Origin of the sequence: Paenibacillus jiangxiensis (genome assembly GCF_046098255.1) — a bacterium.
GTDB classification, from domain to species: domain Bacteria; phylum Bacillota; class Bacilli; order Paenibacillales; family Paenibacillaceae; genus Paenibacillus; species Paenibacillus jiagnxiensis.
The window spans coordinates 1-21,606 of record NZ_JBJURI010000045.1; the positions used below are offsets into that span (position 1 = coordinate 1).

The 21,606-nt window shown below is 50.6% G+C and carries 19 protein-coding genes and 2 pseudogenes; 11 read left to right on the top strand and 10 right to left on the bottom strand.

Annotated features, from left to right (window positions below; translation table 11 throughout):
* Both ACI1P2_RS28960 and ACI1P2_RS28965 read right to left on the bottom strand, forming a co-directional pair.
* Positions 1-4,625, bottom strand: a 4,625-nt coding sequence (locus tag ACI1P2_RS28960) for a hypothetical protein (RefSeq protein WP_355326571.1), incomplete at its 3' end; no start/stop codon positions are given.
* A gap of 443 nt (positions 4,626-5,068) precedes the next feature.
* Entirely contained in the window at positions 5,069-5,326 is a 258-nt protein-coding gene (locus ACI1P2_RS28965) for a YkgJ family cysteine cluster protein (protein ID WP_355326574.1), read from the bottom strand.
* A 231-nt stretch (positions 5,327-5,557) separates the two neighbouring features.
* Here ACI1P2_RS28965 and ACI1P2_RS28970 point away from each other — a divergent pair, with 231 nt between their 5' ends.
* Entirely contained in the window at positions 5,558-5,815 is a 258-nt protein-coding gene (locus ACI1P2_RS28970) for a GlsB/YeaQ/YmgE family stress response membrane protein (protein WP_355326577.1), read from the top strand.
* 230 nt (positions 5,816-6,045) lie between these two features.
* On the opposite strand, the gene ACI1P2_RS28975 is transcribed toward ACI1P2_RS28970, so the two are convergent.
* The gene (locus ACI1P2_RS28975) at positions 6,046-7,674 is read right to left on the bottom strand and encodes an alkaline phosphatase (RefSeq protein ID WP_355326580.1); all 1,629 of its coding nucleotides are present in this window, start codon (positions 7,672-7,674) and stop codon (positions 6,046-6,048) included.
* 254 nt (positions 7,675-7,928) lie between these two features.
* Here ACI1P2_RS28975 and ACI1P2_RS28980 point away from each other — a divergent pair, with 254 nt between their 5' ends.
* The 9 genes and pseudogenes from ACI1P2_RS28980 to ACI1P2_RS29020 all read left to right on the top strand — a co-directional run bounded on the left by ACI1P2_RS28980 (position 7,929) and on the right by ACI1P2_RS29020 (position 16,691).
* A complete protein-coding gene (locus ACI1P2_RS28980) occupies positions 7,929-8,864 on the top strand; it encodes a sugar-binding transcriptional regulator (protein ID WP_355326583.1) in 936 nt (311 codons plus the stop codon).
* Positions 8,865-9,043: 179 nt separating this feature from the next.
* Entirely contained in the window at positions 9,044-9,709 is a 666-nt protein-coding gene (deoC, locus tag ACI1P2_RS28985) for a deoxyribose-phosphate aldolase (protein WP_355326586.1), read from the top strand.
* Between the two features lie 84 nt (positions 9,710-9,793).
* A complete protein-coding gene (locus tag ACI1P2_RS28990) occupies positions 9,794-10,975 on the top strand; it encodes a NupC/NupG family nucleoside CNT transporter (RefSeq protein ID WP_355326589.1) in 1,182 nt (393 codons plus the stop codon).
* Between the two features lie 80 nt (positions 10,976-11,055).
* Positions 11,056-11,766 carry a purine-nucleoside phosphorylase gene (deoD, locus tag ACI1P2_RS28995; protein WP_355326592.1) on the top strand — a complete coding sequence of 237 codons (711 nt, stop codon included), beginning with the start codon at positions 11,056-11,058 and terminating at the stop codon, positions 11,764-11,766.
* Between the two features lie 55 nt (positions 11,767-11,821).
* Positions 11,822-13,123: a pyrimidine-nucleoside phosphorylase gene (locus tag ACI1P2_RS29000; RefSeq protein ID WP_355326595.1), complete on the top strand. Its 1,302-nt coding sequence runs from the start codon at positions 11,822-11,824 to the stop codon at positions 13,121-13,123.
* A gap of 194 nt (positions 13,124-13,317) precedes the next feature.
* Positions 13,318-14,157, top strand: coding sequence for an amino acid ABC transporter substrate-binding protein (locus ACI1P2_RS29005; protein ID WP_355326598.1), 840 nt, complete (start codon positions 13,318-13,320; stop codon positions 14,155-14,157).
* A gap of 65 nt (positions 14,158-14,222) precedes the next feature.
* Positions 14,223-14,891, top strand: a complete 669-nt coding sequence (locus ACI1P2_RS29010) for an amino acid ABC transporter permease (RefSeq protein ID WP_355326601.1) — start codon at positions 14,223-14,225, stop codon at positions 14,889-14,891.
* Positions 14,892-14,903: 12 nt separating this feature from the next.
* The gene (locus ACI1P2_RS29015) at positions 14,904-15,650 is read left to right on the top strand and encodes an amino acid ABC transporter ATP-binding protein (RefSeq protein ID WP_355326604.1); all 747 of its coding nucleotides are present in this window, start codon (positions 14,904-14,906) and stop codon (positions 15,648-15,650) included.
* 163 nt (positions 15,651-15,813) lie between these two features.
* Positions 15,814-16,691 (top strand): annotated as a pseudogene (locus tag ACI1P2_RS29020) (AraC family transcriptional regulator).
* A gap of 80 nt (positions 16,692-16,771) precedes the next feature.
* Here ACI1P2_RS29020 and ACI1P2_RS29025 read toward each other — a convergent pair.
* From ACI1P2_RS29025 to ACI1P2_RS29050, 6 genes are all read right to left on the bottom strand, one after another.
* Positions 16,772-17,014, bottom strand: coding sequence for a DUF3977 family protein (locus ACI1P2_RS29025; RefSeq protein WP_355326607.1), 243 nt, complete (start codon positions 17,012-17,014; stop codon positions 16,772-16,774).
* Positions 17,015-17,215: 201 nt separating this feature from the next.
* Entirely contained in the window at positions 17,216-18,094 is an 879-nt protein-coding gene (locus ACI1P2_RS29030; RefSeq protein ID WP_355326649.1) for an RNA-guided endonuclease InsQ/TnpB family protein, read from the bottom strand.
* Complete coding sequence (locus tag ACI1P2_RS29035; protein WP_355326610.1) at positions 18,000-18,383, bottom strand: transposase; 384 nt, start codon at positions 18,381-18,383, stop codon at positions 18,000-18,002. The genes ACI1P2_RS29030 and ACI1P2_RS29035 overlap by 95 nt, the downstream gene beginning before the upstream one ends.
* Positions 18,380-18,790, bottom strand: a complete 411-nt coding sequence (tnpA, locus tag ACI1P2_RS29040) for an IS200/IS605 family transposase (RefSeq protein WP_355326613.1) — start codon at positions 18,788-18,790, stop codon at positions 18,380-18,382. The genes ACI1P2_RS29035 and tnpA overlap by 4 nt, the downstream gene beginning before the upstream one ends.
* Positions 18,791-18,883: 93 nt before the next feature.
* Positions 18,884-19,261 (bottom strand): prenylated flavin chaperone LpdD, encoded by a 378-nt coding sequence (lpdD, locus tag ACI1P2_RS29045; protein WP_355326616.1) that lies wholly within the window; start codon positions 19,259-19,261, stop codon positions 18,884-18,886.
* A gap of 158 nt (positions 19,262-19,419) precedes the next feature.
* The gene (locus tag ACI1P2_RS29050; RefSeq protein WP_355326652.1) at positions 19,420-19,545 is read right to left on the bottom strand and encodes a hypothetical protein; all 126 of its coding nucleotides are present in this window, start codon (positions 19,543-19,545) and stop codon (positions 19,420-19,422) included.
* A gap of 289 nt (positions 19,546-19,834) precedes the next feature.
* Between ACI1P2_RS29050 and ACI1P2_RS29055 the strand changes: the two are divergent.
* A pseudogene (locus tag ACI1P2_RS29055) lies at positions 19,835-21,130 on the top strand (SulP family inorganic anion transporter); the annotation flags it as partial.
* A 304-nt stretch (positions 21,131-21,434) separates the two neighbouring features.
* Here ACI1P2_RS29055 and ACI1P2_RS29060 read toward each other — a convergent pair.
* Positions 21,435-21,563, bottom strand: coding sequence for a hypothetical protein (locus ACI1P2_RS29060; RefSeq protein WP_408976374.1), 129 nt, complete (start codon positions 21,561-21,563; stop codon positions 21,435-21,437).
* Positions 21,564-21,606: the final 43 nt, after the last annotated feature.

Here is a 21,606-nt window from a genome sequence, read left to right on the forward strand (position 1 = left end):
GTAATGAGGCTATCCTGAAGTTTGCCATCCAAGTGCTCCCAAGAAACGGCCCCGGCTTTGATCTGACTGCTGTCGACTTCGTCAGTAATGAGGCTATCCTGAAGTTTGCCATCCAAGTGCTCCCAAGAAACGGCCCCGGCTTTGATCTGACTGCTGTCGACTTCGTCAGTAATGAGGCTCTCTTGAAGTTTGCCATCCAAGTGTTCCCAAGAAACGGCTCCCGCTTTGATTTGGCTGCTTTCGACTTCATCAGTAATGAGGCTCTCTTGAAGTTTGCCATCCAAGTGCTCCCAAGAAACGGCCCCGGTTTTGATCTGATTTCCATCGACTTCATCGGTGATGAGGCTATCCTGAAGCTCCTCGGCTAAGTGGCCCCAGGAAACAGCCCCGGTTTTGATCTGATTTCCATCGACTTCGTCAGTGATGAGGCTCTCCTGAAGTTCACTGGCCAGGTGTTCCCAAGAAACAGCCCCCGCTTTGATTTGGCTGCTGTCGACTTCGTCGGTGATGAGGCTCTCCTGAAGTTTGCCGTCCAAGTGTTCCCAGGAAACAGCCCCGGTTTTGATCTGATTTCCATCGACTTCGTCAGTGATGAGACTCTCCTGAAGTTTGTCATTCAAATGTTCCCAAGAAACGGCTCCAGCCTTGATCTGATTTCCATCGACTTCATCGGTGATGAGGCTATCCTGAAGCTCCTCGGCTAAATGGCCCCAGGAAACAGCCCCGGTTTTGATCTGATTTCCGTCGACTTCGTCGGTGATGAGGCTCTCCTGAAGTTTGCCGTCCAAATGTTCCCAAGAAACGGCTCCGTCTTTGATGTGGTTTCCGTCGACTTCGTCGGTGATGAGGCTCTCCTGAAGTTTGCCGTCCAAATGTTCCCAAGAAACGGCTCCGGCTTTGATCTGATTTCCGTCGACTTCGTCGGTGATGAGGCTCTCCTGAAGTTTGCCGTCCAAATGTTCCCAGGAAACAGCCCCGGTTTTGATCTGATTTCCATCGACTTCGTCAGTGATGAGGCTCTCCTGAAGTTCACCGGCCAAGTGTTCCCAAGAAACAGCTCCGTTCTTGATCTGATTTCCGTCGACTTCACCAGTAATGAGGTCATCCTGGAGTTCGCCAGCCAGGTGTTCCCAGGAAACAGCCCCGGTTTTGATCTGATTTCCGTCGACTTCATCAGTAATGAGACTCTCCTGAAGTTTGCCGCCCAAGTGTTCCCAAGAAACGGCCCCGGCCTTGATCTGATTTCCGTCGACCTCATCAGTAATGAGGCGCCCCTGAAGTCCGCTGTTCAAGTGCTCCCAAGAAACGGCTCCCTCTTGCAGTGCGTCTTCCGTTATCGCTCCCGGAGTGATGTGGCGTTCCAGGACCGAGGAGGGCTGCAGATGATTGGAATCTACCGAGCCCGGCGCGAGGTGTTCGGCTAGCACAATTTTGTCTGCCAGATGCTCTGTATGAACAGCCCCTTCCTCGATATGGACCGTTCGCACGGATTTCCGTGCAAGCTTGGAGGAGATGACGGATTCGTCAACTAATGCAGAGCTGTTAATTGCATCACTGGCTATATGCTCTGCCATTATTGAGCCTTCCTGCAGATGCTCGCTTTGAATTGCCCCGGGAGCGATATGATCGGCTAATACGGCCTGCTTGCCCAGTGCCTCTGACTGTACAGACTCAGGGGTCATATGCCGGCTTTGTACCGTATGCTCTTCGAGATGGAACCCCGAGATGTTGTTCACTGCGATATGCCGTCCTGTAATCGTAGCGGCGGCCAGCTTATCTCCGGTGATGCTTCCGGGACGGATTGCAGCTTCGGTTACTGACCCGGGAGCCAAATGATTTTCCAGGATAGAGGACGCCTGCAGATGTTCCGAACGGATGGATTCATCTGCAATATGGTGTTCATGAACGGCCTGTGCAGCAAGGTGGCTTTCTTGTATCGACTGTTCGGCTAAATGTACATCCTGTACCGATTGAGGCTCCAGTTTACTTGAGGTTACACTGCCATCGGCCAGCTTGCTTGACGTAACAGCCTTATCCCTTATCGCTTCCTCGGAGACGGATTGGGCTCCCAAATTGCGTGCCAGTACGGCTTTGGGCTGCAGATGATCCGAATGAATGGCATTGTGGGCTATATGCTCCGATTGGACTGCTGCCTGAGCAAGCCCGGCGGAATGAACCGAACCGGGGGATAAATGACGCTCTAAAACAGATTGGTCGGCAAGCTGATCCGACCGGACAGCTTGCTCGGCGAGATGCCGGCTCTCGACAGCTCCCTCAGAAAGCGCGTTCCCCGTTACCGCTCCTGCTTGTAAAGCTGAAGCGGATACCGAATTGTCGGCCAGGTGGAGATCCTGTACAGAGCCCGGCAGGATATTCCTGGATAGAACGGCCCCCGGCGCAAGATGCGTAGCGGTAACCGCATTTTCGGCCAGATGGCTGCTTTTCACGGCCTGACCGGAAATATGGGCAGACTGTACAGAATCGGATGCCAATTTCTGAGAGTCTACGCTATGATTGGCCAATTTGGATGTCGTGACCGACAGGTCGTTAAGCTTATCGGTTGACACACTCTCCGGCGACAGCTTCAGGGCCGTAATGGAATGATCCTGCAGGTGATGAGAGAAGATAGAAGCCTTCTTCAAATGAGAGGAATCAACCGTTTCTTCCCCGAGGTGCTTGTTCTGCACTGCTGCTTCTGCCAGATGCTGGGACTGTACGGCCTGAGTCGCCAGCTTGGAAGCCGTTACGCTGTTTTCCGCCAGCTTCTCTGCCGTAATGGCCAGGTCGTTGATTTTGTCGGTAGATACGCTTTCCGGCGACAGCTTCAATGAAGTTACCGCATGGTCCTGAAGATGCTGCGAGAAAACAGATCCATCTGCAATATGCCCGCGTTGCACAGAATGTTCGGCCAAAATTTCCGATGTGACTGAATGCGGCTTCAACTGGGGTGTGCCCACACTGCCGTTTGTAAGGTGCTCGGTGCGAATGCCCCCGGGGGCGAGATGCCCCGGTCCCACTGAACCGCTCTGCAGAGCTGCCGGTCCTACGCTTTTGGCTGCCAAGTGCACTTCTTTAATTGCCGCAGGTTGAATATGAACGGAAGATATCTCTTCAGATATAATTTTCTCGCCGCTGACGGAGGCCGCAGCCAGGGTTGTATTCGTTACAGCACCGGAGGCAATCTTGTTCGTAGTAACTGAAGCGGGGGCAATATGCCGGGACTGAACCGCAGCCTCCTGTAAATGCTCGGAAGTTACAGCGCCCTCCGCCAGCTGCCGTCCTTCCACCGCCGCTTTGGCGATATGACGGCTATGGACCGCTTCATCGGCGATTTTTTGCGGCAGGATGCTCTGGTCCGATATTTTAGAGGAGGTTATGGACTGATCTACAATCTGCAGGGAGCCGACCGACTGATCCGCCAGCTTGGTGGATAAAATGCTGCGGTCAGCCAAATGCCGGTCGTTAATCTCCCCGGTGCCGATCTGTTCCTGTCCGACGCTGCCCGCAGCCAGATGGGGGCGTTCGATCGCCTGGGAAGCGATATGTCCGGATTGAACGGCGGCCTGCTTCAGATGCTCTGGCCCGATAAGCTCATTCGCCAGCTGTTCGGCCCCGATAATGCCATGAGCCAGCTGTTCTTTGCTGATAGAACCGGGAGCCAGCTGAAAGGCGGTGATGGAATGCTTCGCCAGATGTTCTGCGGTGATGCTGCCTGGCTGAATTTTTGCATCGGTGACGGCGCCGTCGCGCAGCTTGGAAGTCGTGACCGCTTGTTCACCCAGCTTGGAATTATCTACAGCTTCATTCGCAAGATGAATATTCCGGATCGCTCCGCTGCCTATTTTATCCGAAGTTACGGATTGATCCTTCAGCATTTCCGGGCTTATGAAGAAGTCTTTAAAGTGCCGGCTCTCCAGGGAGCGGTCAGCAATCTTATCTCCCCCTATAACCTTGTCAGCGAGCTTTTCCTGCGTGATACTCCCATCTTTGAGCTTGTCGCCTGCCAAAGATCGGTCCTGAATTTTGCGACCGGGTACTGTTCCGTCCACCAGATGATCCCCTGTGAGGGAATCCGGAGCGATTTTGGTCGGAGTTACCGCACCGTCAGAAATTTTGATGCTGCTGACGGCATAATCCTCCAAATGCTCCGTACGGATGATCTCTTTTTTTAGCTTGCTCGAATCGATGGAACCGGGGGCAATCTTGCTGCCGGTGACAGCTGCTTCACTGATATCGTCAGTGTATATAAAGCCCTGGCTCACATGGGGTGCCTTTTTGCTTTCAAGCAGCTCATGTATTTGAACAGCCTGATCGGAAGCGGGAGACGGCTCTTGTATGGCTGCTGCTATGTCTGATGATTCTTCTTTTTTAGCTGCGACTTTATCATGTAATACTTGGATCTCAGGGAGGCTATTCGCTGATTCAGGCTTGGGAGGCTCTGCCGCCTCAGCTTGTGTGGTCGAAGGGACTGGGGCTGCAGGGGGCTGGGGCGCGGTTACGGCATGGACCTGTATATCCGGTTTCTTGGCAGGTGTTAACCAATCCAGCTCATTCATATGGGGATTATCAATGAAGTAGGGCCTCTTTTTTCTTCTGCTTCCCACGGTGCTCTTGTTCTTTTTCAAACAGCTCTCTCCTTTCTGAAGTCATCGTCACTGGCATCATATGCAGTGTGTTAGGCCCTTGTCACCGGAACAAGCAGGGAAGGAGGATTTAACTAAATAAAAAAAGAAGACCGCTCCTTATGGAATCAAGGAAGCGATCTCTGTCGGCGTTATGATCAAGTAATTCGATTTCTATCTTCAGCTGTGATCATGCCCGTCTGCGTCGGGATGAATCCAGCCATGCCGGTGTCCACATCTGTTCTTTGTCGTCCAATCTTTGTTTGATCCAGCACTGGTTTACGACGGACAGGTCACTTCCTCCGCAGGAAATTGCCCTGCTTCTGACCCGGCTGATCTGGACTGTACCCTGTCTTCCAAATCATTTATCTGTTCCAGGCCATAAGAGCATATAGTCTATGAAAAAGCAACCCCGGTCAGATGTCTGATCGGGGCTGCTGTATTATTCAATTGGGCTGTGTCAGCTTTTCAAGCTCCGCCAGAATTTTGTAGGCTTCTTCGTCTGTAGCTCCGCACATCTCCTCGGATGCATGCAGCGCGCTGCAGACCGCCGGCCGTTCCAATCGGCCGAACAGCTTGCACTTCCCGTTCTCTGTAAGCTGCACACACGGCACGCCAGCGGGCTTGCCTTGAGGCATGCCGGGAATGGGGGATGAAATACTGATGACGATGCAGCATGCCGCACAGCCTGTTCTGCATTCCATGGGCTTCCTCCTCTCTTCTTTACCAGTTCTCCGCAGCATCTTGGAATTGGTTTCAGTGTACCAGAAGAGAGGAGGAGGTCAACCGCTGATATGAATTCTACCTGACCCGTTATGCGCATACGATGAATAAATCGGTAAAATTAGGCTGTTGACAACAGTTGTGTTACAAATCATTGTGTTTGGTTAATAATAGATCACAACGACCAAAAAAATTAAATGAGGTGAGACCACATGAGTTGGTTATGGGCATTGATCGTAGGCGGTATCATTGGTTGGCTGGCTGGCATGATCGTAGGCCGGGATATTCCGGGTGGGGTTATCGGCAACATTATCGCCGGCTTCATCGGCGGCTGGCTGGGCAGTCTGATTCTGGGCCATTGGGGTCCAGTCATCGGCAGCTTCTACATCATTCCAGCTCTGATCGGAGCGATTGTGTTGGTTGCCATCGTAAGCTTGATTTTCCGTTCCATGGGAAGAAGCAGAAGTTAAACCAGCCGTTGCTGATGTAGAAATGTCCGTTTCACGAATCTGCATCCGAGCATGAACAGCATAATAGTGCAAAAAGAGTGCCCCACAAGCTCCTTGATTTGGGGCACTCTTTCGTACGTATACGTGACGTTTCGCTAATGAACCATCCTTTGAATGCAAGCCAAACCAGCACAAAAAGACCGTGTCGATAAGACACGGCTTGATTCGAGAGGGTTGACTAATTTCTGGCATTATTTGATGAGATCCACAGCCTGCTGAGGAACAAAAACATTTTCGCCGTTGTATACAACAACACCTTCAAGGGAGGTGCGCTGTCCGTTAAGGTCAGCTATGTTCTTGAATACAGGGAGCTTCAAAGTGTCAGAACCTTTGGTTACTACCAGAACCGGATTTTGCGGATCTTCCTCGTTCAATGTTACCTGGGCCTGCTTGGCTTCAAACGCCTGTCTTGCCGGAACAAACAGCCTGTCCGTCGCCGCGTTCAGATCTACTCCAATGGCTGCTGCCATGAATTTGGCGATGTCCGTGTTGTCCAGGACGCCGGTGAGACGCTCGTTATCAGGCAGGTAAGAGTAAAGTATGACATCTCCGCCAGTATGTCCGCCGGTAGTCCAGCCAATGCGGGCTCTTTTGCTGATCATCGGACCTACAATATAGTTCAGGGAGTCTTCCCCTTCACGGATAGCCTGCTCTTCGGCATCGGTCAGATCGGTAATTCCCCAATACTCCTCCATTACTTCACGCACGTTTGAACGTTCCTCGTTCAACATGGCTTCAAGGCCTTCACCCGTTAATTTGGCTTTGCTGAGGGGGCCAATAAAGGTGGAGAGAGGCTCTTCATCATAAGTTTTTGTCGTGTCGGCGCTGCCGATCGTCAGTCCTCCGTTGCCATGGTCTGTCACGGCCAGAACAACAGTGTTCCCATCCTGCTTGGCAAAGCTGAGAGCCGTTCCTACAGCTTCATCGAAGGCCAGCACATCGCTGATGATGCCTGTCGGGTCATTCGCGTGGGCTGCCCAATCCACCTTGCTGCCTTCTACCATGAGGAAGAAACCGTCTTCATCGCGAGACAGCACGTCGATCGCTTTTTTGGTCATATCTGCAAGGCTTGGCTGCTCTGCAGGATCACGGTCCATGTCATAGTCCATCGCCTTTGGCGCAAACAGGCCCCATAGCTTACCGGAATTGGATGCGTCCAGCTCTGCAGGAGTAGTTACATAATTATAGCCGGAGCTTTTTATAGCCTGAACAAGATCCTCGCCGTCTTTGCGTCCTTCCGGGGTGAAGTACAAGCTTCCGCCACCCAGGACGACATCGATTCCGTTATAAACCTGCTGTTCGCTAAGTGCATCGTAATTGCTGCGGTCCGGGTAATGGGCACTGAAATCTGCCGGAGTTGCATGCATGATCTCGGAGGTGGCGATAATACCCGTAGCTTTTCCGGCAAGCTTGGCGGCTTCCAGGACGCTGGCGACCGGTTTTTTGGCGTCTTCCGCAGCAATAGCTGCTTGTCCCGGCATGTTCGCAACATCGGGAAGCACTCCTACATAACCTGTATGCGATTTATGCCCGGTCGCAAAGGCGGTGCCTGCCGGCGCCGAATCGGCGATGGCAGCGTCCGCGGAGTGTGTGCGGACCAGACCGCTGGCCATTTCATCAAGTGCGAGCGGAGTTCCGCCTTGATACCAGCGGGCAAGGGCTGTTGCATCCGGAGCCATTCCGTCCGGAATCAGCAAAATGACATTTTTGGCTTTTGGCGCTTCGCTGACGCCCAGAGCATGAGTGGAGCCGGAGCCGGTTGTGAATAAGCTGGCGGTAAAGACAAGAGAAAGACATATCTTGAGCGCTTTTGTGTTCATCTTTTCCTCCCCAAAATGTAATAATTACAATGAACATGCTAATGGGGAAGTATAAAAAGACTTCTAGAATTTTGTAAAATATATGTAATGACTGTTAATTTTGCAGGGATTCTGATTAGAAAAACGACTATGTGATGTACATTTTCTGCCTTAAAAGAAGCCGGGTAGGGGCATCGTAAACAGAAGAGAGAAAAGGTATAATATAGATCGTCTGAAGTGATAGATCATTATTTGTAGATAAGTAGGTTGAATATATGGAAAACGAGAAGCAGAGGCTGAGCATAGAAGCAGCCCGTCTTTATTATTTGTCGGATTACAGCCAGCAGGACATCGCCGCCCGCTTGGGAGTGTCCCGTCCCACGGTGTCCCGAATGCTGCAGTACGCCAAAGACCGCGGATTCGTAAGGATCAGCATTATCGATCCGCTGGAAGACCTGGATGCCCTTGCGGAAGAGGTCAAGCGGACCTACAGCCTTGATCAGGTGCTGGTCTGTTACTCTCCGGAGAATGAATACAGGGTGATTCAAAAGCATATCAGCAAAAAGGCTGCTGACTTCCTGCATGAGACGGTACAGGATTCAGACATTATCGGCGTAACCTGGGGAACAACGATGCATGCGGTTGCGCAGCAGCTCCAGTCCAAGTCGGTGCGGGGAGTTGAGGTTGTGCAACTCAAGGGTGGAGTCAGCCATTCGCATGTCAATACATATGCCGCCGAAATCGTGCAGCTGTTCGCCGATGCCTTTCACACGATTGCCCGTTACCTGCCTTTGCCCGTCATTTTCGACAGCGTCGCTTTGAAGCAGGTGGTGGAAGAGGACCGGCACATCCGCCGCATTATCGAGCTGGGCAAGCAAGCCAACATCGCGGTGTTCACAGTGGGAACCGTCAAGGAGGATGCGCTGCTGTTCAGGCTCGGTTATTTCAGCGCGGAAGAGCAGGCTCATCTGCAGCAAACCGGCGCGGGGGACATTTGCTCGCGTTTTTTTGACAAGGACGGGCACATATGCAGCGAGGAGCTTAACAACCGTACCGTGGGCATTGACCTTGCTGATTTAAAAAAGAAAGAGAAATCGATCCTGGTCGCAGGCGGACAGCGTAAAATTGACGCGATCCGGGCAGCGCTTGTCGGGGGTTATGCCAATATACTGGTTACGGATCAATTTACCGCCCAGGCACTGCTAACCTGACCGTGGAAAAGCCGCCGTCGCATTAATCCGCCGCAGCAATGCGGCGTTTTCTGTGTTCTCATTGTTTGTGCTGAACAAAATTTCATAACTCAATTTACTTATGTTCAAATGCGTGTTAGTATAGGCTTGAACGAATTGGGAAATGATTTTTCAAAGAATTGATTAAAGGAGCGGTTTAGATGAATTTGGCTGGAATGATCGACCACACGCTGCTGCGGGCGGATGCAAGGGAAGCGGAAATCCGCCAATTGGCCGAGGAAGCGAAGAAATATAATTTTGCGTCTGTATGCGTAAATCCGGCAAGAGTAGCTCTTGCGGCAGAGCTGTTGAAGGGCTCGGATGTGAAGGTATGCACCGTAATCGGTTTCCCGCTGGGTGCTTCTACTTCCGAGGTTAAAGCTTTTGAGGCAGGGGATGCGATTGCCAAGGGAGCGACCGAAGTGGACATGGTCATTAACATCGGCGCATTGAAGGATGGAAATGATGAGCTGGTTGAACGGGACATCCGGGCGGTTGTAGAGGCTGCGGCTGGCAAGGCGCTCGTTAAAGTTATTATTGAAACCAGCCTGCTGACAGATGAGGAAAAAGTTCGTGCCTGTGAACTGTCTGTGAAAGCGGGAGCTGATTTTGTGAAAACGTCCACAGGTTTCTCCACTGGAGGAGCAACACCGGAGGATGTGGCACTGATGCGTAAAACCGTAGGCGACAAAGTGGGTGTCAAGGCTTCAGGCGGGGTGCGCAGCCGGGAAGATATGGAGCGAATGATCGAAGCGGGAGCGACGCGGATCGGAGCCAGCTCGGGCGTGAAAATTATGGAAGGCGGGCAGTCCACAGCTTTCTATTAATCCGTTATGAAGGTCGATTCAGGCAGATGCGGTGCTGCTGTACTGACAGGAATCGATCTGTAAAAGGAGCTAAGGAGAGAACCTATGAAATACATCATCGCGATTGCGGGTCTGCTGGTTGTCTTTGGAATGGCTTATGCTGCAAGCAGTGACCGGAGCCGGATCCGCTACCGTCCTCTGGTTGTGATGGCAGTTTTGCAGCTTGTGCTTGCTTTCGTACTTCTGCATACACGGGTAGGGTCTATATTAATCGGAGGCTTCGCGTCCGTATTTCAGGCTTTGCTGGCCTATGCAGCGGAAGGGATCAATTTTGTGTTTGGCGGCTTGGCGAACGAGGGAGCGGACCCGCCATTTTTCCTGTCCGTGCTGATGCCGATCGTATTTATTTCCGCATTGATCGGTATTCTCCAGTACATCAAGGTGCTGCCTTTTATCATTCGCTATCTTGGTTTGGTTCTGAGCAAGGTGAACGGTCTCGGCAAATTGGAGTCCTACAACGGAGTTGCGTCCGCTATTCTTGGTCAGTCCGAGGTGTTCATTTCGGTGAAAAAGCAGATCGGCCTGATGCCGCGTCATCGGTTGTATACGCTTTGCGCGTCGGCGATGTCTACGGTATCCATGTCCATTGTGGGCGCCTATATGCAGATGATCAAGCCGGAATATGTTGTGGCGGCGCTTGTGCTGAACCTGTTCGGCGGTTTTATGATCGCTTCGATTATCAACCCCTACACCGTAACCCCGGAAGAGGATATGCTGGAGGTACAAGAGGAAGAGAAGCAGTCGTTTTTTGAAATGCTGGGCGAATATATCATGGACGGCTTTAAAGTGGCCATCACGGTGGCGGCGATGCTGATCGGATTTGTGGCTCTGATCGCCTTGATTAACGGCATATTCAAAGGCATTTTCGGCCTTTCGTTTCAGGACCTGCTCGGTTATGTCTTTGCTCCCTTCGCATTCATCATGGGTGTGCCTTGGAGTGAAGCGGTGCCGGCCGGAAGCATTATGGCTACCAAAATGGTATCCAACGAGTTTGTAGCCATGCTGAATTTATCCGGAATGACGGGGCTATCCGAACGTACGGTAGGTATCGTTTCGGTCTTCCTGGTCTCCTTTGCCAACTTTTCTTCTATCGGAATCATTGCGGGTGCGGTCAAGGGACTGCACAGCAAGCAGGGGAACGAGGTGGCCCGGTTCGGCCTCAAGCTGCTGTACGGGGCGACGCTGGTAAGTGTACTGTCGGCGACCATGGCCGGATTGTTCCTTTAATGAAAGTGGTACCAGCTTTCCGAATGGGTTAAAGTAGAATTATCTTTTTATTTTATAATCCGCTAAAGGGGGAACGCTCAATGAGTGTACATATTGGAGCCCAAAAAGGGGAAGTGGCGGAAACGATTCTGCTGCCCGGCGATCCGCTGCGTGCCAAGTATATTGCTGAAACGTATCTGGAGAATGTGAGCTGCTACAACGAGGTGCGCGGAATGCTCGGTTTTACGGGAACTTACCGCGGCAAGCCAATTTCCGTGCAGGGCTCGGGCATGGGCATTCCGTCCATCAGCATTTATGCAAACGAGCTGATTACCGAATATGACGTACGCAACCTGATCCGTGTCGGCACGTGCGGTGGTATGCAGCAGCATGTCCGTGTGCGCGACGTGATTTTGGCGCAGGCGTCCTGTACGGACTCCAGCATGAACAGGCATGTGTTCGGCGGCTACGATTTCTCGCCAATAGCGAACTTCCATCTGCTCAAGGAAGCTTATGAGCGGGGGACGGCCAAGGGCTTGAACATGCATGTCGGCAACATTTTCAGCTCCGATATGTTCTATCGTGACGATAAATCCGTCGTGGAAAAGCTCATGGCCCACGGTGTGCTTGGCGTAGAGATGGAAACAACCGCGCTGTATACGCTGGCTGCCAAGCATGGGGTGAATGCGCTGACTATCCTGACGGTAAGTGATCACCTGCTTACAGGCGAAGAAACGACTGCCGCTGAACGGCAGACCACGTTTAACGACATGATGGAGGTCGCATTGGAAACCGCGATCACTCTGGAGTAGCGCAAAGCGCACGGATTGATCCGTCCATTTTTTCACACAGTGAGGAGAATTCATGATGAGAATGGTAGACATCATTGAAAAGAAGCGGGACGGGAAGGAGCTTGCCACCGAGGAAATCCGTTTCGTCATCGATGGATATACGAACGGCCAGATTCCGGATTATCAAGTAAGCGCGCTGGCTATGGCGATTTACTTCAGGGACATGACCGCCCGTGAACGGGCGGATCTGACAATGGCCATGGTAGAGTCCGGCGAAACGATCGACCTGTCCGCGATTGAAGGCGTTAAGGTGGATAAGCACTCCACCGGAGGTGTAGGCGATACGACGACGCTGGTGCTTGCTCCACTCGTGGCGGCACTGGATATCCCGGTGGCCAAAATGTCAGGGCGCGGGCTCGGACATACCGGCGGCACGATCGACAAACTGGAATCAATCGCAGGCTTCAATGTGGAAATCACCAAGGACGAATTCGTCAAGCTGGTGAATGAGCATAAAATTGCGGTCATCGGCCAGAGCGGCAACCTGACGCCGGCTGACAAGAAGCTGTACGCGCTGCGCGACGTAACGGCAACCGTCAATTCCATTCCGCTGATTGCCAGCTCGATCATGAGCAAGAAAATCGCGGCAGGCGCGGACGCCATCGTGCTGGACGTAAAGACAGGCGCTGGCGCTTTCATGAAGACAGCCGAAGAGGCCGTGGAACTGGCCCAAGCGATGGTCAGCATCGGCAACAACGTTGGCCGCAAGACGATGGCCGTCATTTCGGACATGAGCCAGCCGCTCGGCTTTGCAATCGGAAATTCACTTGAGGTCCAGGAGGCGATTGATACGCTGAAGGGACAGGGTCCGAAGGATTTGGAGGAACTGTGTCTGGCGCTTGGCCGACAGATGGTCTATCTGGCCCAGAAGGCCGATTCGCTGGAGGAAGCGGAAGAGAAGCTGAAGGAAGCAATCCGCAGCGGACGCGCGCTGGAGAAATTCAAGGAGTTCATCGCCAATCAGGGTGGAGATCCGTCCGTGGTGGATCATCCCGAGCGGCTGCCACAGGCGGCCTACCGTATTGAGGTTCCGGCGCGGCAGGACGGCGTGGTATCCGAGATGGTGGCCGACGAAATCGGCACGGCAGCGATGCTGCTCGGCGCAGGCCGCGCCACGAAGGAGTCCGAAATTGATTTGGCGGTCGGCATCATGCTGAACAAGAAAATCGGCGACAGCGTTAAAGCCGGGGAATCCTTGATGACCATTCATTCCAACCGGGAGAATGTGGACGAGGTGCTGGAAAAAATTTATGCGAATGTGCACATTGCGGACCATGCGGAAGCTCCCGTACTACTGCACGGAGTCGTAACGGAATAATGCAAAAGGCAGGCCTTCAGGGACTAAGTTCCCTGGGGGCTGTTTTTTTGAAGTATGTATGGATGTTTATAATTCTTACTAAATAGATGGGAATTATAATAAATTGATTGACTCTGACAATTTAATAGTGTACTATTCATTTTGCCGGGATTGTCCCGTATTTAGAATATTTAATAAAGAGAGAAGTGAAGGATATGAAGAAATTCAGTCTGTTGACCTTGATGCTGGCATTTGTGATGGTTTTACTGGCGGCATGCGGCGGCAATGCCAATAATGCGGCTTCGAATAACACAGCTTCAGGCAGCGGCGAAGCGGCCAATAACGAAGCGCAAAGCGGGCTTGAAGCCGTGAAAGCGAGTGGCAAACTGCGGATCGGTACCGAAGGCACATACGCTCCTTTTACGTTTCACGATGCAGCAGGCAATCTGACAGGTTTTGATGTGGATATTGCCCGGGAAGTGAGCAAGCGTATCGGCGTGGAGCCGGAATTTATCGAAACCCAATGGGACGGTATGTTTGCAGGTCTGGATGCCAAGCGTTTTGACGTCGTATTCAACGAAGTGTCCATTAATGATGAACGGAAGGCGAAATATGACTTCTCCGATCCGTACATCGTCTCTAAAGCTGTGCTGATCGTGCATCAGGACAATAATGATATCAAGAGCTTTGCCGATCTGAAAGGCAAGAAGTCCGCACAATCGCTGACGAGCAATCTGACGGAAATTGCGAAGAGCAACGGCGCTGAAATCGTGGGCACGGAAGGCTTTAACCAGGCGATCGACCTGCTGCTCTCCAAGCGTGTTGACGCGACTGTCAATGACGGATTGTCTTTCCTGGATTTGAAGACACAACGTCCGGATGTGCCGCTTAAATCGGTTGCGGAAGCAGATAACGCTGCAGAAAGCGCGGCGTTGTTCAACAAAGGCAATGATGATCTGGTGCAGGCTGTAAACAAGGCATTGGCAGATATGAAGGCTGACGGAACTTATCTGACCATTTCCAAGAAATATTTTGGCGAGGATGTTTCAAAATAAGGTTCGGATTCATCTATGGATGATCACAAAGGACTGCGAATTGACTGTAAAAGGATGTCTGGCTAATGGACGATCGCAAAATACAGATTTTAATCGATTCCTTTTGGCCCCTGCTTAAAGCAGGGGTCGCTTTTACGATTCCGCTGGCGCTTATTTCCTTTGCGCTTGGCTTGATCTTAGCTTTGGCTACCGCCCTGGTGCGGCTCTCCAACTGGAAGATCCCCAACCTGATCGCCCGCTTCTACGTATGGGTTATCCGCGGCACGCCACTGTTGGTACAGTTGTACATTATTTTCTACGGCCTTCCTTCCATAGGAGTTGTGCTGAATCCGTTTCTTGCCGCCATCATCGGTTTTACACTGAGCGTGGGGGCATATAATTCGGAGATTTTCCGGGCAGCAATCCAGTCCATTCCGACAGGGCAATGGGAAGCAGCCTCCTCATTGGGCATGACGAGGGCGCAGGCACTGCGCCGTGTCATTCTGCCTCAGGCTGCGCGTGTATCCGTGCCTCCGCTCGGGAATTCCTTCATCAGCCTGGTGAAGGATACATCACTTGCAGCCACCATCACCTATATAGAGATGTTTCGCGCGTCACAGCAGATTACAGCGACTACGTATGAACCGCTGCTTGTATACACTGAAGCCGGCGTGATTTATTTGGCATTCAGCTCGGTGCTGTCTGCGCTGCAGAATTATCTCGAAAAACGGACAGGCCGTCACACAGTCAAATAAGGAGGGGTGCCGATGATCGAGATCAGAAATTTGCATAAATCGTTCGGCCCGCTGCAGGTGCTGAAGGGAGTAGACCTGACGCTGGAAAAGGGCAAGGTGCTTGTTATTATCGGTCCCTCGGGATCGGGTAAAACAACGCTGCTGCGCTGTCTTAATCTGCTCGAGGTTCCTGATCAGGGGACACTTGAACTGGGAGGGCTGTCGCTCAGCTTTGGAGCGAAGCTGAAGAAGGAAGATGTACTGGCTTTGCGCCAGAAAACAGGCATGGTGTTCCAGTCGTACAACCTGTTTCCACACATGACTGTAATGCAGAATGTGATGGAAGGGCCTGTGACCGTGCAGAAGAAGGATAGAACGGAAGCCCGGATACGGGCTCTGGAACTGTTGGACAAGGTTGGGCTGGCTGAAAAGGCCGACGCCTACCCGCATCAGCTGTCCGGAGGGCAGCAGCAGCGGGTAGGTATTGCCCGGGCAATGGCGATGGAGCCTGAAGTGCTTTTGTTCGACGAGCCGACTTCAGCTCTTGATCCTGAGCTTGTCGGTGAAGTGCTGAAGGTTATGAAACAGCTGGCGTCCGAGGGGCGGACGATGGTGGTCGTGACACATGAAATGAAGTTTGCCGCCGATGTAGCGGACAAAGTCATTTTTATGGACGGAGGTTCTATCGTTGAACAAGGGCCACCGCAGCAGGTGATCGGCAATCCGACCAGTCCGCGGGCAGTGCAGTTTCTGAAGCGCATCAGCGGGCAGGAAGAGTAAATTGAATATGGTAAAAGGCTGTCTATCAAGCATCGTTAGCTTGTAGGCAGTTTTTTTGTTCATAAAAGTGTTCATTAAAAATAAGCACAATAAATCAAAAAAAACGCGGCCGCTTATCGTACAATATGCACATATACAGCGAAATGAAAGAGAGGTTGAAGGCATGGACTATTACAAAAGCATCCAGTCTGCTGTTGACTATATGGAGGCCAATCTGCAGGAAGCCATGGACATCAAACAGATCGCAGGGCAAGCGGGATTTTCGCCGTTTCATTTTCAACGACTGTTTCAGGCCATATCCGGTTTTTCGGTGCAAGAATATATCCGCAAACGCAGGCTGACGGAAGCGGCTGCCGTGCTGCGGAACACGGATGCAGCTATCCTGGATACGGCTTTATCTTATCAATACCAGTCCCAGGAAGCATTCACGAGGGCGTTTGAACAGTTCTGTGGTTTACACCTGCAAGGTACAGGAAGGCTGAGCCGGAGCCAGGCATTCCACGTCAAACTAAGCTTGATTTTCTGAAGTTCCGTGAGCTGACGGTCAAAGGAGAAATGAAGATGAATAAGCCAAATCTGGTGCATCTCAATAGCACTCCTATTCTGGGTGTTCGCTATAAAACGACATTGGAGGATGAACGGTATTTTGCGGAAATTCCCGGTTTTTATCATGATTTCGGCATGAATCAGTATTTTCTGCAGATCCCGGATAAGGCTGCACCTGATTTTTCATACGGCATCGCATGCGATTTCCAGGATGACGGAGAATTTTCATTTGTGATCGGCGAAGCTACCAACAGTCTGGTGCCAGCACCTGATTCAAACTGGGTCAGCTTTGAACTGCCGGAGGGTTTGTATGCCGAATTTAAAATCGACGGAACGTCGGACGATACGCAAAATGTAAGGAAGTACATATATGGGGTGTGGCTGCCGAACTCGAACTATGTCCGGCGGGAAGGGCCGGATTTCGAAGTAACTGATGTGCGGGGCTCGCGTTATCCGGACCGGATGAAGATGAGCATTTACATTCCTCTTCGATGAAGGCAGACACGAGCATGAACTCTAAATGAAAATGAAGGCTGTATTTTCTCATCCATATTGAAAAACTTTGAATTGACTATTCAACCATATCCAGATATGCCTAAAAGGATTTTAAAAGCTTTACGCGGCTTTTTATATTTTTTAATGCCTTCTTTCGAGTCGATTACTATAACTGTATATTTAATCCAAATTCTAATGTAGAGGGATTCAACCTTGTTAGGCATAAAAATGCCTTTATGTTCTATCTCGTGGCCGTCATCTCTTTCGAACTCGGTCCGAACAAACCATTTGTTTCCGATCCCGAACTCTACATATTTTTTCACAATTGGCCTCCTCTTATGAACCTCCCCTACTTACGATTGACTTAGAAGTAGGGGTTTCTTACCAGCCACACCGTTACTTTCTGCAAACAAATAGGTTGGCTATTTGCTTTCGCTGCCAACAGCGGAAATCTAACGGGGTGGTTCAGTAAGCAACACTTTTGCAAGTGGGTGGGAACTCACCGTCTACTACTTCTCGCTAATCTAAGCGATCCGTAGATACTTGATCGATTTCGTTTCGCCCAAATATCGGATTTCTCCATGCAGATATTTGGACAATATTCCTTTGCTTCCATGAACGTCCCGATGTTCTTCATAGCCGCAGGAACAGGTATAGTTTCTTGTAGAAGTCTTTTTCCTTCTACCGCAACAAGGACATTGTTGACTTGTGTAGCTTTCCTCTATCGTCTTCACGCTTGTTCCATGTTCTTCAAGTTTGTATTCGAGTTGTTTCCGGATCTTTCCGAAGCTCCAATTGGATAACTTTTGCGTGACGGTTTTTCTTTTCTTCTTTTTCGTATGGCGTTGTACGCCTTCCACTTGGCCTATAACGACTTCCTTGACGTCATTTTCCGTACACCACTGAACAAATTGCTTGGTTGTTTTATGAATGACATCCTGGAGTTGACGCTCGCTTTTGCCGAGGATGTAGGTTTTGGCTTTCTTGTACTTTTTCCATTGCCGACTGCCCTTTTGGCATTTGCTCATCCGCTTCTGGATTTCGGCCAGCTTCTTGTTGCGAAGCCGATGAATGCTTCTGGCTTTTCTTCCCGTGATCATGATCGACTGGTTTGCGGTGGTCGTTGCCGCGATCGAGTGGATTTCCCCCAGATCCACTCCTGCCACCTCGCTGCCACCGTTTACCTTTGCCACTTTCCCATCCTCGTAACTCATGGAAACCATCAGTTTTCGGTCGTACACCAGTTCGATTTCTTTGACCTCTGCATCAGGCAAGTCGGCAACGATTATCCGGATCGGTTGCTGACGCTTACCGTTTTGGATACCCAGACTTAATTGGATCGTGTTGCCCTCTAATTTGAATGATTTGCCTACATTTCGTGTTGAAGTACTTTTTGTTTTTATAGGGGTATTTGGTCTGCAAGCCCTGTTTTTTTGCTTGCTTGGCGCTATCTCTGGCAAACAGATATTTATGGCAAACTGCCTGTACAGACTGTGAATGCAGGGGAAACTGATTTTTCAAGGCGGCTTGAAGTTCCGTTTTTCCAATCCATTTTCCATCATGCAGCAGGGAATGGTTCTTGGCGATAGACAGACATTGGTTCCAGATTTCGGCTGAAACCCTGTTGCACGCAAACAGTCTGTCAAGATCGGCTTTGGAAGCTTGAAACGTTGTTTTGACACATCGGATCATGGGGCCTTCGCCTCCATCCCTTGATTCTCAATATAGGTTCTCAATACTTCTAGAGGTGCCCCGCCTACGGTAATCAGACAGTAACTTTGCGACCAGAAATATTCTTTCCACAATTTCTTTTTTACATCGGGGAAATCTTTCTTGATAAGACGAGAGCTAGCGCTCTTATAAGCGTTGAGAAATTTCGATAGTTCCGTGTTGGGGTGCGCCTTGAAAAGCACATGGATATGATCGTGGTCGTGATTCCATTCGCTTATTGCAATATGATAGTTTGCTCCAATGCGTTCAAACATGCTTTTCGCATACTCTGAAATCTCATCCGTCAGCACTTTTCTACGATATTTGATACAAAGGATAAGATGGTAGTTTAGGGAGAACACTGAATGATTATTTGAGTCTAATTTCATCTACACACCAACCTTATATCTAGATAAGACTGATTATATCAAATAGCTACAGAACAGGGCAATAATAACTTCCAGACTTCGCCTGGCCGATATTCATCCCCTCCCTATAGAGGAAGGGGACTTCTCTCGGAAGGCCGTTAAAAGCATGATCAATTCATCCCCGAGGCTCACGCCCATTTCTGTAAGATGTTTGATCTCCTCGGCAGTAATGTTGTCCAAATGCGCGCCGCAGCAGATGGCGAAATTCCTGCGAAACTGCTTGCGCAGGCGGACGGCGATTTCCTCGGTAATGTAGAACTCCTTGTGGTTCTGCAGCTGCACTGTTTGCAGCGGCTCCAGCCGCGTGCCCGCGGTGATGGTCCCCAGATGGGGACGGTCGCCCCCGGACAGCAGCACGACTACGTCCTCGCCCATAAAATAAGCATCCAGTACAAGCCGGATCCGGCCTGCGGTTCTCTCCAAATGAATCACCAACACCGCTCTCCTTTGCTTTTGAAATCAGATATTAAAAAAGTTGACTTTGTCTGCAGCGGTTTCCTCCAACTTGTCGAAGATTTTGGCTACATTCTCCACTTCAAGGATATCTTTCCAGGCTGGCCCACCATAATGTAAGAGGACGTACCTCTCGATCAGGGAATCAGGGCGGGATGGCCCGTCTCATGGTACGGCAATGGATTGTCAGGGTGTCCAGCCGGAAGCCGCACGAGATGACGGTACAGGGCCTGCTGTCCCAGAAATACGGATGTTGTATTCACGGAACAAAATTCCCTCTATTTTCATATTATGTAAAAAATAAAAAACGCAGGCTCGTCGTTTGCGGCTGCAGGTCATTGCGTATTTGGAATCCATTCCGTCCGGAAAGACGGTTACAGGTTTAAATCTAATGGTAATGTGTGGAAGGTGTCAACTCTGGTTATTTATTTTGTTGGTGTGATATAAATCACAGTGATACACAGGGGGAAGTGTTATTTTGAAAGTTGGCTTTTAGGAGCCGGGAGCCGGTCCTTCGGTTTCTTAAAAAAGAGACAAAGAAGGTTGTACGGAATGAAGTGGATGGGAAGATACGAGAACTGCAGTGCAGCCAGTTTGCGCAAAGATTTGGCAGCAGGATTAATCGTAGCGGTCGTGGCGATGCCGCTGGGGATGGCCTTTGCCATCGCCTCGGGAGTGAAGCCTGAATACGGGCTGTATACCACGATCATAGCGGGTATTTTGATTTCGCTGCTTGGTGGGTCAAAGTTCCAGATTGGTGGCCCCACGGGAGCGTTTATTCCCGTTTTGCTGGCGATCGTGATGCAGTATGGATATGAGCATCTGTTAATCGCGGGGCTTATGGCCGGCGTGCTGCTTGTTTTGATGGGAGTATTTAAGCTCGGAGGCCTGATCCGCTTTATCCCCCTGCCGGTCACGGTAGGCTTTACGAGCGGAATTGCGGTGACCATATTCAGCGGCCAGATCGCCGGGTTTCTCGGGCTGAAGGGCATCGTCCGGCATGAGAGCTTTATTTTGAGCATGAAGGAAATCGTACTGCGCTTGCCTTCGTTTAACCTGTACAGCATCTTGACGGCCAGCCTCAGCCTGACAGCCATGCTGCTTGTGGCGAAGTATGCGCCCAAAATCCCAGCCTCACTGGTGGGGCTGGCTTTGTCGACCGCCGCCGCGGTCTGGCTGTTTCCGGGAAAGGTGGCCACGATCGGTTCGGCCTATGGAGCTATCAGCTCCGCACTTCCCGGACTGCATATTCCCACATTGACGGGGGAGACGATGCTGATGATGCTGCCATCCGCGCTGGTGATCGCGCTGCTGGGGGGCGTGGAATCCCTGCTGTCCGCCGTTGTGGCAGACAATATGACCGGATCACGGCATAACAGCAACCGGGAACTGATCGGTCAGGGGATTGCCAATATCGTGACCCCGCTGTTTGGGGGAATTCCGGCCACAGGGGCCATCGCACGTACAGCTACAAATATTAAAAACGGTGCTGTTTCCCCTCTTTCAGGCATCATTCATGGGGTGGTGGTGCTGCTTATTGTTGTGCTCTTTGCACCTTATGCGTCTTTTATCCCGCTGGCGAGCATGGCCCCGATTCTAATGATGGTAGCCTGGAATATGAGTGAGCGGCATCATTTTATGCAAATTTTGCGTCTCCGCAATGGAGATTCGGTGGTTCTTTGTCTGACGTTTCTGTTAACGGTTTTCACTACATTGATCATGGCTGTGGGAACGGGCATCATTCTGGCGGGAATATTGTATATCCGCAGAAAGGGAGGCCTTGCGTCTGCGCTGCAGGCTTTTCGTCAACAGAGCTCGTCCAAGAGTGCCGTGCAAGTGGAGGAACCTCGCACATACCGGATACGTTGATTAAAATTCAAGTTTGTTTAACGGTTATTTCAATGGCATGATGATGTTATAGAAAATAACGAATGAAGATAGAAAATTTCTATTCGGCTTCCATCGCGCCCTGAGAATTTGCGTGAAGGAAGCCTTATTTCGTCATATATCCTTATGGAAAATGAGAGTAAAATGAAGGAAAATCCCTTTTTATAGGTCTTTATAATCAGTTTAAAATGAGAAAAAAGTATCAAAAACATATAAATTTCCAAAAAAGAGCTTGCCTGGTGCCTGTATGATAACTATACTGACTTTAACGTAACTTAATTTTCCAATTACTTCTTTTTATCTCCAAACTTTCAGCTTTTTTCAACTCTTCTTTTTCTTCTCTCAGCATGTCCCCTCCACGATCGGCTCTCAATGCTTCAACTCTATTGGACAAATTCATAGATTATTGAAGGAGGTGGTCCAGCAAAAAACGACCT